At 42.3% G+C, this 13748-nt stretch carries 6 protein-coding genes; 1 reads left to right on the top strand and 5 read right to left on the bottom strand.

Annotated elements, in window-relative coordinates:
- Positions 1–207 (bottom strand): hypothetical protein (locus tag J5F42_RS05705; protein ID WP_283491213.1); only part of this gene is annotated, 207 nt, incomplete at its 3' end.
- Positions 208–423: 216 nt separating this feature from the next.
- Between J5F42_RS05705 and J5F42_RS05700 the strand changes: the two genes are divergently transcribed.
- Positions 424–1413 (top strand): aldo/keto reductase, encoded by a 990-nt coding sequence (locus J5F42_RS05700; RefSeq protein WP_097699841.1) that lies wholly within the window; start codon positions 424–426, stop codon positions 1411–1413.
- A gap of 510 nt (positions 1414–1923) precedes the next feature.
- Here J5F42_RS05700 and fusA read toward each other — a convergent pair.
- The 4 genes from fusA to J5F42_RS05680 all read right to left on the bottom strand — a co-directional run bounded on the left by fusA (position 1924) and on the right by J5F42_RS05680 (position 13665).
- Positions 1924–4002: an elongation factor G gene (gene fusA, locus J5F42_RS05695; protein ID WP_000101816.1), complete on the bottom strand. Its 2079-nt coding sequence runs from the start codon at positions 4000–4002 to the stop codon at positions 1924–1926.
- 11 nt (positions 4003–4013) lie between these two features.
- Positions 4014–4481 carry a 30S ribosomal protein S7 gene (rpsG, locus tag J5F42_RS05690; protein ID WP_001254364.1) on the bottom strand — a complete coding sequence of 156 codons (468 nt, stop codon included), beginning with the start codon at positions 4479–4481 and terminating at the stop codon, positions 4014–4016.
- 15 nt (positions 4482–4496) lie between these two features.
- Positions 4497–4904 (bottom strand): 30S ribosomal protein S12, encoded by a 408-nt coding sequence (gene rpsL / locus J5F42_RS05685; protein WP_001142321.1) that lies wholly within the window; start codon positions 4902–4904, stop codon positions 4497–4499.
- A gap of 88 nt (positions 4905–4992) precedes the next feature.
- Positions 4993–13665, bottom strand: a complete 8673-nt coding sequence (locus J5F42_RS05680; protein WP_283491212.1) for a DNA-directed RNA polymerase subunit beta/beta' — start codon at positions 13663–13665, stop codon at positions 4993–4995.
- Between the last annotated feature and the right edge of the window lie 83 nt (positions 13666–13748).

The following is a 13748-nucleotide window of genomic DNA, read 5'->3' as shown; positions in this document are numbered from 1 at the left end:
AGGTTTTTTGGCGTCTTTTTTGTCGTTTTGAGCCACGACTAATTCTGTGCCAAATTTAGGTTTTTTGGCGTCTTTTTTGTCGTTTTGAGCCACGACTAATTCTGTGCCAAATTTAGGTTTTTTGGCGTCTTTTTTATCTTTGTGAGCGTATGCAGAACTCACTGCCAAAACTGATAACAAAACACCTGTCAAGATTTGCTTTTTCATACGAAACTCCTTGTGATGATCTTAAAAGCGAGAGAATTATATTTCTCAAAAGTAAATGAATAGAAACCAATCAAATTTTTGATTGGTTTGGTGGTTTTGCTGCCTTAAAAAAACTATAATACAAAAAACTTGATAAATTATCTTTGGTTTTAGAAAGTTTGACAAAAATTAAGATTGCGGTTATACTAAAAAACAATATGAAATCAAGGAGTTTGTATGCAACAGCGTCATTTAGGCCCTTTAAAAGTGGGCGCATTAGCTCTAGGGTGCATGGGCATGACTTATGGGTATGGGGAAGTCCATGATAAAAAGCAGATGGTTAAACTTATCCATAAGGCTTTGGAATTGGGTATTAACTTTTTTGACACTGCAGAGGCTTATGGGGAAGATAATGAAAAGCTTTTAGGCGAAGCGATCAAGCCTTTTAAAGACAAGGTTGTGGTAGCGAGCAAGTTTGGGATTTACTACGCAGATCCTAATGACAAATACGCAACCATGTTTTTAGACTCCAGTCCTAACCGCATTAAGAGCGCCATTGAAGGGAGTTTGAAACGCTTAAAAGTAGAATGCATTGATTTATACTACCAACACCGCATGGATACTAACACGCCCATAGAAGAAGTGGCAGAAGTTATGCAAGCTCTTATTAAAGAAGGAAAAATTAAAGCTTGGGGGATGAGTGAGGCAGGGTTATCTAGCATCCAAAAAGCCCATCAAATTTGCCCTTTAAGCGCGTTGCAGAGCGAATATTCCTTGTGGTGGCACGAACCTGAAAAAGAGATTTTAGGTTTTTTAGAAAAAGAAAAAATTGGCTTTGTCGCTTTTTCGCCTTTGGGTAAGGGGTTTTTAGGCGCGAAATTTGAAAAAAATGCCACTTTCACTAGTGAGGATTTTAGAAGCGTTTGTCCTAGGTTTAATCAAGAAAATCTAGCCAAAAATTACATCTTGGTGGAATTAATCCAAGATCATGCACACGCTAAAGGCGTTACACCAGCCCAACTGGCTCTCTCATGGATTTTGCACACGCAAAAAATCATTGTCCCTCTCTTTGGCACCACCAAAGAATCCAGGCTCATAGAAAATATAGGGGCTTTGCAGGTTTCTTGGAGTCAAAAAGAATTGGAGATTTTCCAAAAAGAATTGACTGCAATCAAAATAGAAGGGGCCCGCTACCCTGAAAGAATCAATAAAATGGTGAATCAATAAAAGTATTGGGTATTTATAATTGCATTGGCTCTTTTAAAAGAGTCAGCGTGTTTTTATCCTCTTAACAAACTTTTTAAGGCATTTTAACAAGGCTTTGTTTTAATAAAAAATTGATTATAAAAATTTGAAAAATACCAAAAAGCGTTTTTTAAGATTGAATACAAAAGAGCTTGTCGTTAGTCAAGCGGAATTTATTGTAAGGCGATCTTATAGTGTAAGAGTTATTTCAAAATGTACCCTCTATCTCTTAAAAAATGAGTTTTAAATAAACTTAAGAAAATAAATTTTACTATAAAACAAAGTAACCAAAAACCCATTTTTTAAAAATTAAAAAGTTTTAGTTACCCCTATTTGACAAGAATAGAGCCAAAAAATAATCTTATAGCAAAAAAGGTAATTAGAGAGATAAAAAGAGATAAAAACACTCAAAAAGTCTTTTTAATTCAAAAGAGAAAGAATTTAGATAGTGCTTACAACAACGCCCTCTCACAAGAGAGCGTTATAATCAAATCAACCCTTACGCTTTTCTACAATTTCCTTAGCGATATTGCTAGGCACTTCGCCATAATGGTCAAACTCCATAGAGTAAGTCCCACGCCCTTGGGTAGCTGATCGTAAATCTGTGGAATAACCAAACATTTCCACTAACGGCACGAAAGCGTTCACGATTTTCAAGCCTAATCTATCGTCCATAGAATTGATTTGCCCTCTTCTTCTATTCAAATCGCCAATCACATCGCCCATGTATTCTTCAGGGACTTCCACTTCCACTTTCATCATAGGCTCTAGTAAAACTGGGTTAGCCGCACGACTCGCTTCTTTAAACGCCATAGATCCAGCGATTTTAAACGCCATTTCCGAAGAATCCACATCATGGTAGCTCCCATCATAAAGGGTAACTTTAAAATCCACCACCGGATAGCCTGCCAAAACGCCATTTTGCATCGCTTCTTGGATACCCTTATCCACCGCAGGGATATATTCTTTAGGGATCACGCCCCCAGAAATTTCATTCACAAATTCATACCCACTGCCAGGCTCTTTAGGCTCAAGCTTGATAAACACATGCCCGTATTGCCCACGACCACCGCTTTGCTTAGCGTATTTATGCTCTTTGCTCACGCTTGAGCGGATAGTCTCTCTAAAGGCGACTTGCGGCTGACCGATTTCAGCTTCCACCTTAAATTCTCTCTTCAATCTATCCACAATGATTTCTAGGTGCAATTCACCCATACCGCCAATGAGAGTTTGCCCGGTTTCTTCTTGAGTCATCACCCTAAAGCTTGGATCCTCTTCAGCAAGCTTGCCTAACGCTACGCCCATTTTTTCCTGGTCTGCTTTCGTCTTAGGCTCCACAGCGATGTGAATGACCGGCTCAGGAAATTCCATCCTTTCTAAAACGACAGCATTCTTTTCATCGCAAAGCGTGTCCCCAGTCAGCGTGTCTTTTAAGCCCACGAACGCGCAAATCTCGCCCGCATAAACTTCTTTAATGTCTTCTCTCTTATTAGAGTGCATTTTAAGGAGTCTCCCCACGCGCTCTTTTTTGTCTTTGGTGGAGTTATACACATAACTACCGGACTCTAGCTTGCCACGATACACGCGCACAAAAGTCAATTGCCCCACAAAAGGATCCGTCATGATTTTAAACGCCAAACCGGCAAACTCGCCATCATCGCTGGATTTCACAAAAACCTCTTCTTCAGTTTTTGGATCAATCCCCTTAATATCCACAACCTCCGTAGGCGCTGGCAAGTAGTCAATCACCGCATCCAACAAAGTCTGCACGCCTTTATTTTTAAAAGAAGAACCACAAAGCATGGGGACAAGGCTCATGTTCAAACAACCTGTTTTAATGCCCTTTTTGATTTCTTCAACGCTTAATTCCTCACCGCCCAAATACTTTTCCATTAAGGCTTCATCTTGCTCAGCTACGGCTTCTACAAGCTTTTCTCGGTATTCTTTAGCCTTTTCTAACAAATCGCTAGGGATTTCTTCCACATCGTATTTGGCTCCCATGGTTTCATTATTCCAAACGATCGCTTTCATTTGGACTAAATCAATCACGCCAATGAAAGTGTCTTCAGCCCCAATAGGGATATTAATAGGCACAGGATTGGCTTTCAAGCGAAGCTTAATCTGGTTTTCTACATTATAGAAATTCGCCCCAATCCTATCCATTTTATTGACAAAAACAATCCTAGGCACGCCGTATTTATTCGCTTGACGCCACACGGTCTCGCTTTGAGGTTGCACGCCCCCCACCGAGCAAAACACCGAAACCGCACCATCCAGCACGCGCATGGATCGTTCCACTTCAATAGTGAAATCCACATGCCCTGGAGTGTCAATCAAATTGATTTGGTGATCCTTCCAAAAGCAAGTCGTTGCTGCAGAAGTGATAGTGATCCCTCTTTCTTTTTCTTGCTCCATCCAGTCCATTGTAGCCGCACCGTCATGCACTTCGCCAATCTTATGACTCACGCCTGTATAGAATAAAATCCTTTCAGAAGTGGTGGTTTTCCCGGCATCAATGTGAGCGGCGATACCGATATTTCTGATCCTATTTAATGGGGTTTTTCTAGCCATTCTAACTCCAATTACCAGCGATAGTGCGCGAACGCTTTATTCGCCTCTGCCATTTTATGCACATCTTCTTTTTTCTTAAAAGCCGCACCCTTATCGTTAGCCGCATCCATAAGCTCGTTAGCCAATCTATCCACCATCATCCTTTCATTGCGTTTTCTGGTCGCTTCTAAAATCCAACGAATAGATAGCGACTGTTGGCGACTCGCCCTCACTTCTACCGGCACTTGATAGGTAGCCCCGCCCACTCTTCTGCTACGCACTTCCACTAAAGGACGCACTCTTTCTAGGGCTTTTTCAAACACTTCAATCCCTTTTTCACCGCTTTTTTCTTCAATCTTATTAAAAGCTTTATAGATGATTTTTTCCGCCACGCTTTTCTTGCCGTCATACATCATCTTATTGATAAACTTAGTAACCACTTTATTCCCATAAACAGGATCGCCCAAAACCTCCCTAACGGGTGCTTTTCTTCTTCTCATGTTTTTGTTTTCCTCTTATTTTTTCTTGTTGTCGGTTGCTTTCTTGTCGGTCGCTTTAGCTTTTTTAGTCCCATATTTAGAGCGTGAAACCGTTCTTTTATTGACCCCTGCAGTGTCTAAAGCGCCACGAACGATATGGTATTTCACACCGGGTAAATCCTTAACCCTACCCCCACGCACTAACACAATGGAGTGTTCTTGCAAGTTATGCCCTTCACCAGGGATATAACTGATCACTTCAAATTTACTGGTCAAACGGACCTTAGCGACCTTTCTTAAAGCCGAGTTAGGCTTTTTAGGGGTAGTCGTATAAACCCTAGTACAAACCCCTCTCCTTTGAGGGCATTCCACTAATGCAGGTGATTTGGTTTTTTTAACCACCTTTTTCCTTTCTTTTCTAATCAACTGATTGATAGTAGGCACTATTCTTCCTTATTCTAAAAATTTAAAACTAAAAGTTCCCCCATTTTACCCTAATTTTTCTTTTAAAAATCTTAACCGATTTTTTATATCAAAATTTAGAGTTATCCTCAAGCGCTCTTAACACGATTTTTTTATTCTTATACATGCCAGTTCCCACAGGGATCATCCTCCCCAACACCACATTCTCTTTCAAATCTTCTAAAAAGTCTTTTTTCATCGCAATACTGGCTTCTGTTAAAACTTTAGTCGTTTCTTGGAAAGAGGCCGCTGAAATGATGCTATCGCTCCCAATAGCCGCTCTAGTGATCCCTAAAAGCACCGGTTCAGCAATCGCCGGCTCGCCTTTTAAAGCGATCACACGAGCGTTTTCTTCTTTGAACAGTTTTTTACTGACCAAATCCCCTTCAATAAACTTGCTATCCCCGCTATCTAAGATGCGCACTTGCCTTAACATTTGAGACACAATGATTTCAATGTGTTTGTCTGCAATGCTTACCCCTTGCCTGCGATACACTTGCTGGACCTCGCTCACAATGTATTTATAAAGCTCTTTTTCGCCGCTGATCCTTAAAATATCATGGCTTGAAACCACTCCATCCGTCATCGCCTCTCCTGCATGCACAAATTCATCAGCATGCACTAAAATTTGCTTGCCTTTATCCACAAAATAATCTGTAAGACGACCATCTTTGGAAGTTACGATGATGTGTTCTTTATTGCGAATGGGTTTGCCAAAACTCACAATCCCATCCACTTCAGAAAGGATCGCCACATCTTTAGGCTTGGGTTTTCTCGCTTCAAAGAGTTCAGAAACCCTTGGGAGACCCCCAGTAATATCCCTAGATTTAACGGTCGCTTTAGGGATTTTCGCTAACACTTCAGCCTGCTCCACACTAGAGCCATCGCTAATGGCGATAGAAGTTTTTGGCTCTAGGAAATAACGCACTTCTTCGCCATTAGCCCCCTCTAAAAACAAGCTTGGTTTGTACCCGCTTGGAATGTAATCATTCACCACTAAGCTTGTGATACCGGTATTTTCGTCTTCTTTTTCAGCGACCGTAACCCCTGCGATAATATCCACAAAACTCACCTTACCCTTAAAGTCCGCAATGATAGGGGTGTTGTAAGGATCCCATGTGGCGATCGTTTTGAAAGTGTTAGTCGTGGGTTTAGAGATCACGCTATTAGCGCCCACTTCACTATTATCATCAATCAAGATCTCAGAACCCCTAGCGATATAATGGCGAGCGGCTTCCCTACCATTATCGTCAGCTACCACCGCAAACAAGCCTTTTTCACTCACAGTATCGCCCTTTTTGACTCCATGGGTGCGCTCCAAATGGTTAGCCTCTAAAACATAGTATTTGATCACGCCTTTTTCTTTGGCATACACATCTTGCGCGATAGGGTCATTATCCTTGACTAGCAATTCGCTCGCATAAGGGATGCGATTAGGCACATTCCAGCCCTCTTGGATAATATCAGCGATACTCCCCCCCTTATGCACCTTATGCCCACTAGCATAAGGCAAATACACTTTCCCCTCAATCTTACCGCCAACGCCGGCTAATTCGCTTGGCTTGACAATATCGCTTCTTCTTAAAACGAACTTATCTTCTTGCTCGCCATTTTTCACGCTCACAACGACTTCTTCATAGACCGTTTCAATGCGTAATTCCCCATCAAAAGGCGCTTTAATCTTAGGCTCTACCACTAAAATAGAAGCGTTACGGCGGTTAGCGATAATGTTTTTACCCTCTTTGTTCGTGTAAGTCCTAAGATTATAAAAACGCACAAAACCTTCTTTGCTCGCCACGATTTCGTGCTCATCCTGACTCCTGCTCGCTGTCCCGCCCACATGGAAAGTCCTTAAAGTGAGCTGCGTTCCAGGCTCCCCAATAGATTGCGCGGCTACCACGCCCACCGCTTCACCTGGATAGCTCATCTTGCCTTCGCCCAAATTCAAGCCATAGCATTTCGCGCACACGCCCTTGGGCGCTTTACAAGTTACTGGGGTGCGGATCGTAATGGATTTAATCCCGGCTTCAACCACCTTTTTAGCGCCCTCTTCATCAATCAAAGTGTCCGCATAAAGCAAGATTTCATTCGTAATGGGATCGATCACATCTTCTAATAAAACGCGCCCAAAAATACGCTCTTCTAAAGGTTCAATCAGCTCACTCCCCACCGCAATATCCGTGATTTCAATCCCTTCATGCGTGCCGCAATCATCAGACACCACCTTGACATTTTGCGAAACATCAATAAGCTTTCTTGTCAAATACCCTGCATTGGCGGTTTTTAGCGCTGTATCCGCTAAGCCCTTTCTAGCGCCATGAGTGGAGTTAAAGTATTCTAAGACATTCAACCCCTCTTTAAAGTTAGAAATAATGGGCGTTTCAATGATACTGCCGTCCGGCTTTGTCATAAGACCCCTCATCGCTGAAAGCTGACGGATTTGCGCCGCACTCCCCCTTGCGCCGCTATCTGCCATCATATAAATAGAGTTAAAGCCCTCTTTATCTTGCGCGATAGCGCTCATCATTTCTTTACTCATTTTGTCATTGACTTCAGTCCAAGTGTCAATGATCTTATTGTAACGCTCTTGGTCAGTGAGCAGCCCTTGATCGTATTGTTGCTGGATTTTTTTAACCTCTACTTTGGCTTTTTCCACCATTTTTTGCTTGTCTTTTGGCGTGATAATATCTTCCATAGAGATAGAAATACCAGCCTTAGTCGCATACCTAAAGCCAAGCGTTTTTAAATTATCCAAAAAGGTTGCGGTAATGCCAATACCGCCGACTTTATGCACATAATCCACAAGCACGCCAATATCTTTTTTCTTCATGGGTCTGTTCCACAAATCCGTAGGGATAAAATCAGGCAAAATAGACTTAATGATCATGCGCCCCGCGCTCGTAGCGATAATATTCCCTTGATCTAAAACCCTAATCTTTGCGTGGATGTCTAATTCTTTCGTGTCAATAGCGGTGATGATTTCATTCACGCTAGAAAAAAGCTTATGTTCGCCCTTGACCCCGCTCTTTTCTAAAGAAAGATAATAAAGCCCTAAAACCATATCCTGGCTAGGAATGGCTACGGCTTTACCGCTAGCGGGCAGAAGGATATTCATAGAGCTTAACATCAGCACCTTGCATTCAGCGATCGCTTCCTGGCTTAAAGGCACATGCACCGCCATTTGATCCCCGTCAAAATCGGCGTTAAACGCTGAGCACACTAACGGGTGCAATTGGATCGCTTTGCCATCAATCAGCTTTGGATGGAACGCTTGAATGGATTGCTTGTGTAAGGTAGGAGCGCGGTTGAGTAGCACCGGATACCCCTCTGTGATTTCTTGCAAGCACTCCCACACTTCATTGCTTTTTTGCTCAATCATGCGTTTAGCTTGTTTGAGCGTGGTGGCATAGCCCCTCTCTTCAAGCTTGGATAACAAATGCGGTTTGAATAGTTCTAACGCCATGTTTTTAGGCAACCCGCATTCATCCATTTTGAGATTAGGCCCAACCACAATCACGCTTCTGCCTGAAAAATCCACGCGCTTACCTAAAAGGTTTTGTCTGAAACGCCCTTGCTTGCCTTTAATGATCTCGCTGAGCGATTTTAAAGGGCGTTTGTTAGCCCCTTTAACCGCATTGGTGCTGCGGCCGTTATCAAAAAGCACATCCACGGCTTCTTGCAACATCCTTTTTTCATTGCGCACAATGATTTCTGGCGCCCCAAGCTCCATTAAGCGTTTCAAGCGTTGGTTACGATTGATGACACGACGATACAATTCATTCACATCGCTGACCGCAAATTTCCCGCCATCTAGCGCGACTAAAGGCCTTAAATCCGGCGGCAATACCGGTAAAACCGTGAGCATCATCCATTCAGGCCTGTTACCAGAATTTAAAAAGCTTTCTACCACTTTCAAACGCTTAATGAGTTTTTTCTTTTTCGCATCCGAATTGGTGTCTTTCACTTCTTCTTTCAAACTCTGCAATAAGGTGATCAAATCAATTTCTTCTAACAAATCCTTGATCGCTTCGCCGCCCATTTGCGCCACAAAGCCCCTGTCTTCGTATCTTCGTGAGATATTTTGATACTGCTCTTCATTCAAAATATCGTATTTCATCACAAGCTTAGTGCCTTCATTGTCATAAGCGGCTTCGCCTGGTTCTTTAACGATATAAGCTTCATAATACAGCACGCGCTCTAAATCTTTCATCTTAACACCTAAAAGCGTGCCGATACGGCTAGGCAAGGAATTGACATACCAGATATGCGCTACAGGAGTGGCCAATTCAATATGCCCCATTCTAAAACGCCTGACTTTGGAATGCGTGATCGCCACGCCGCATTTTTCGCATGTGCCAATGTCTTTGAAGCGAGGCTTTTTGTATTTACCGCACAAGCATTCATAATCTTTAGTAGGGCCAAAGATTTTCATGCAAAACAAGCCGTCTCGTTCAGGTTTTAAGGTGCGATAATTGATCGTTTCTGGCTTTTTAACTTCCCCATAGCTCCAAGAATGGATTTTTTCAGGGCTGGCTAGAGTGAGCTGGAAAGAGCTAAAGTCTTTAGGCCTGTCATCTTCTTTAATGATAATGGGCTTAGGCGCTCCATCCTCATCCACATCGTCCCCAAAAATATTAATATCCAAAGCGAGCGATTGCAATTCTTTAGTCAAGACATAGAAAGTCTCAGGGATTTCACTCTCGCCCACTTGCTCACCTTTAGCGATAGCCCTATAAGCGTTCTCTCTGCCTCTAATATCATCGGATTTAATGGTAAGCATTTCTTTGAGAGTGTGTGCTGCGCCATAAGCTTCTAACGCCCACACTTCCATTTCCCCAAACCTTTGACCCCCAAAGAGCGCTTTACCCCCCACGGGTTGGTGCGTTACTAAGCTATAAGGGCCTGTGCTTCTGGCATGGACTTTTTCATCCACTAAGTGGTGGAGTTTGATCATATACATATAGCCCACATTCACGCGCTCCCTCATTTTCTCGCCTGTGCGCCCATCATACAGATCCATTTTGCCATCCATAGCGATCTTGGCTAATTCAAACAGCTTATAAAATTTTTCTTGCGAGATGCCTTCAAACACAGGGATAGCCATCTTAACGCCCTTGCTCCAATCTTTAGCGTATTCCAAAAGCTCTTCATCAGAGCAATTCTCAAGAACATGGATTGTCAAGGGGTCTTTTTCATTGATAGCGTTAGCGATTTCTAGCATTTTAGCGCGCAATTCTTTGGCAAAATCTCTGGTTTTATCCTCTAGCATGCTAGCGATTTGTTTCCCAAACTCTTTCCCCACTAAGCCTAAATGCATTTCTAAAATCTGCCCAATATTCATGCGGCTTGGCACGCCCAAAGGGTTTAAGACAATATCTACAGGCTCGCCATCAGCGGTATAAGGCATATCCGCAACCGGCACGATATTAGACACAATCCCTTTATTCCCATGCCTTCCTGCCATTTTATCGCCCACCTTAAGCTTTCGTTTTGTAGCGATATAGAGCTTGACTTTTTTGATCACGCCATTAGGCAAAATATCGTCTTTTTCTAAAATAGAAAGCTTTTCTTCATGTTCTTCACCCAAAACCTTCTTTTGCTCTAAGAAATTGTTTTTAGTGATTTCATAGTGGTTTTGCACTTCTTTAGAATACTTTTTGACCAAACTAGCCAAAGTGAAGCGGTTGATTGAAGCGATTTCTTCTTTAGGGATTTGATCGCCTTCTTTATAATCCTTACCATTATGGCTGAAAGGCTCTTCTAAAACCGCTTGAGAAAGGAGCGAACTAACGCGCAACAATTCTTCTCTATTGAGCATGGTCAAGCGGTCAAAATGCTCCATATCAAGCTTGGCTTTTTCTTCTTCATACGCGCTCAAAACCCGCGCATCCTTCTCATAGCCTTTTTTAGTGAAGACTTTCACATCAATCACCGTGCCTTCCAAACTGGGGGGACAATACAAACTCTTATTGACCACATGCCCGGCTTTATCCCCAAAAATAGCCCTTAAGAGCCGTTCTTCAGGCGTGCTTTTAATCTCGCCTTTAGGAGAAGTTTTGCCCACTAAAATCATGCCAGCGCTCACGTAAGTGCCGACTTTAACGATCCCGCTTTCATCAAGATGAGCGAGCGCTTCTTCTTTCACATCAGGAATATCAGCGGTAAATTCTTCCACGCCATGCTTAAGCTCCCTAGCGTCCACTTCTTTTTCATAAATGTGGGTGGAAGTGAAAATATCGTCTTTAGTGATGCGCTCACTCACCACGATCGCGTCTTCAAAATTGTAGCCATTCCAAGGCATGAACGCCACGCGCACATTTTTCCCTAACGCTAACTCGCCTCTGTCCATGCTAGGGCCATCAGCGATGATTTGCCCGGCTTCCACTTTATCGCCCACTTTAACGATAGGGACTTGATTGAAACTGGTGTTTTGGTTGGTGCGCAAGTTTTTTTGCAAAGAATACGCATCAATATAGGCTTCTTCTTTACCTTCGCCTAAAATATAAATGTTTTTAGAATCAATTTTTTCTACAACGCCTGCACGATTAGCCTTGATCGCTCCCCAAGAATCTCTAGCGATAATTTTTTCAATCCCTGTGCCTACAATGGGAGCGTCGCTTCTTAATAATGGCACGGCTTGGCGCTGCATGTTAGTCCCCATTAAAGCGCGGTTGGCGTCATCATGCTCTAAGAAAGGAATGAGCGATGCGGCGACCCCTACTAGCATGCTAGAGCTTAAATCCATTAAGGTAACTTTGCTTTTTTCGTTTAAAACGATCTCGCCTTCCACGCGCGTTTCAATCAAATCGCCTAAAATATTACCCTCTTCATCAATGGGGGTGCTTGCGGGAGCGATGATGTGGCTGTCTTCTTGAATAGCGGTCAAATAAATCATCTCGCCCACCACTTTGCCATCCACAACCTTTTTATAAGGGGCTTCAATAAAGCCTAAATCATTCACTCTTGTGAAAGTGGAAAGGGTGTTGATCAAACCGATATTTTGACCTTCTGGGGTTTCAATGGGGCAAATTCGGCCATAATGCGTGGGGTGCACATCCCTGGCTTCAAACCCCACCCTGTCTTTGACTAACCCCCCTTCACCGAGCGCTGAAAGGCGGCGTTTGTGCGTAACTTCACTCAAAGGGTTAGTTTGATCCATAAATTGCGAGAGCTGGCCACCCATGAAAAATTCCATGATAGTGCTGGTGATCATTTTAGAATTGACCAAGTCATGGGGCATGAGCGAATCAAAAGCCCCGCTCATGGTGGTGAGCTTGTCTTTAATGGTCTTTTGCATTTTCACTAAGCCTGAATGCAATTCATTAGCCAATAATTCCCCTACCGCTCTGATCCTACGATTGCCCAAGTGGTCCCTGTCATCAATCTTGCCCTGATTGTTTTTGATCTTCATGAGGTATTTAACGGTGGTGATAATATCTTCATGCGTTAAAGTCGTAATGTAATCAGGCACATGCAAGCCTAACTTGTGATTCATTTTCATGCGCCCCACCATGGTCAAATCATAGCGTTCAGGATCAAAGAAAAGTTTTTTGACAAATTGCTTAGCCACTTCAGTCGTAACAGGATCGCCTGGCTTCATAACCTTATGGATACGAATCGCCGCTAGAGCGTTTTCATCATCAATTTTTTCCGTTTGCTTGAGCAATTTCAAAGACTCATAATCGGCCAAAAAAGAATGGATAATGGAAGCGTCATGCCCTAACGCTAGATCGTTGATGATCACAAATTCTTGCACGCCTAAATCGTGGATTTTTTCTAATTTGTTTTTATCTAGCTGAGTGAGCATGTCCAATAAGACTTCTTTCCCTACCATAACAGGCTCAGCTAAATGACGATTGATTAAAATATCCATAGGGTATTCCACCCATTCTAAATGGTTTTCTTTAAGCTCTTTAATCTTTCTTGAAGTGAGTTTTTTACCCGCTAAAAGAATGATCTTGCCTTGAGGATCTTTCAAGTCAAATTCCATTCTTTGATTGGCGTCTAATGAAGCAAACGGGATCAAATATTTATCGTTTTCATAACGCACTTTCACAAGCGGGTAGAACATTTTAATGATGTCTTGTTTTTGATAATCCATCGCCCTAAATAAAATGGTAACAGGCACTTTACGGCGTTTATTGATACGAGCGTATAAAACATCTTTAGAATCGTATTCAAAATACAGCCACGAACCCCTATCAGGGATGATTTGCCCTGTGTAAATGAGCTTGTTTAAAGAAGTGCTAGATTCTTCTTCTTTGAAAATCACACCGGGGCTTCTGTGGAGCTGATTGACCACCACGCGCTCCACCCCATTGATAATAAATGAAGTGCGTTCTGTCATCAAAGGGATCTCACGAATGAAAATGCTTTGTTCTTTAATATCCTTGATGCCGTTCTTTTCGCCACTTTTGGTGTTTTTTTCCCACAAAATCAAGTGCACTTTAATTTTAAGCGGGATAGAGTAGGTAATGCCCCTCTCCATCGCTTCTCTAACAGTGTATTTAGACTTGCCAAATTCGCAACCTGCGTATTCTAAAGTGATGCGGTTATGCTCATCTTGGATAGGGAAAATGGATTTAAAAACCTTTTCAATCCCGCTCTCTTTGCCATCTTTGGAATACAAGAAAGAATCATAGCTGTCTCGTTGTAATAATAATAAATTAGGAACTTCTAAATCTGTCGGGGTTTTTGTAAAATCAGCTCTCAAGCGGTTTTTTAGGGGAATTTTTTTTGACATATTTCAAGCCTTTGATCAAAAATTTTGAGTTATTTAATGCATTAATTCAAGTAAGCATTGCAAAAGGATTTTAAAACTTCATA

It is taken from the genome of Helicobacter pylori (genome assembly GCF_030062585.1).
In the GTDB taxonomy this organism is placed as follows: Bacteria; Campylobacterota; Campylobacteria; order Campylobacterales; family Helicobacteraceae; genus Helicobacter; species Helicobacter pylori_CN.
Note: the sequence above shows the minus strand (reverse complement) of the source record. Positions and strands in the feature narration are given on the sequence as shown.

Excerpts from the sequence above, each read along its gene's own strand:
- fusA (WP_000101816.1), bottom strand. The coding sequence starts at position 4,002 with ATGGCTAGAAAAACCCCATTAAATAGGATCAGAAATATCGGTATCGCC.
- J5F42_RS05700 (WP_097699841.1), top strand. The coding sequence starts at position 424 with ATGCAACAGCGTCATTTAGGCCCTTTAAAAGTGGGCGCATTAGCTCTA.
- J5F42_RS05680 (WP_283491212.1), bottom strand. The coding sequence starts at position 13,665 with ATGTCAAAAAAAATTCCCCTAAAAAACCGCTTGAGAGCTGATTTTACA.
- rpsG (WP_001254364.1), bottom strand. The coding sequence starts at position 4,481 with ATGAGAAGAAGAAAAGCACCCGTTAGGGAGGTTTTGGGCGATCCTGTT.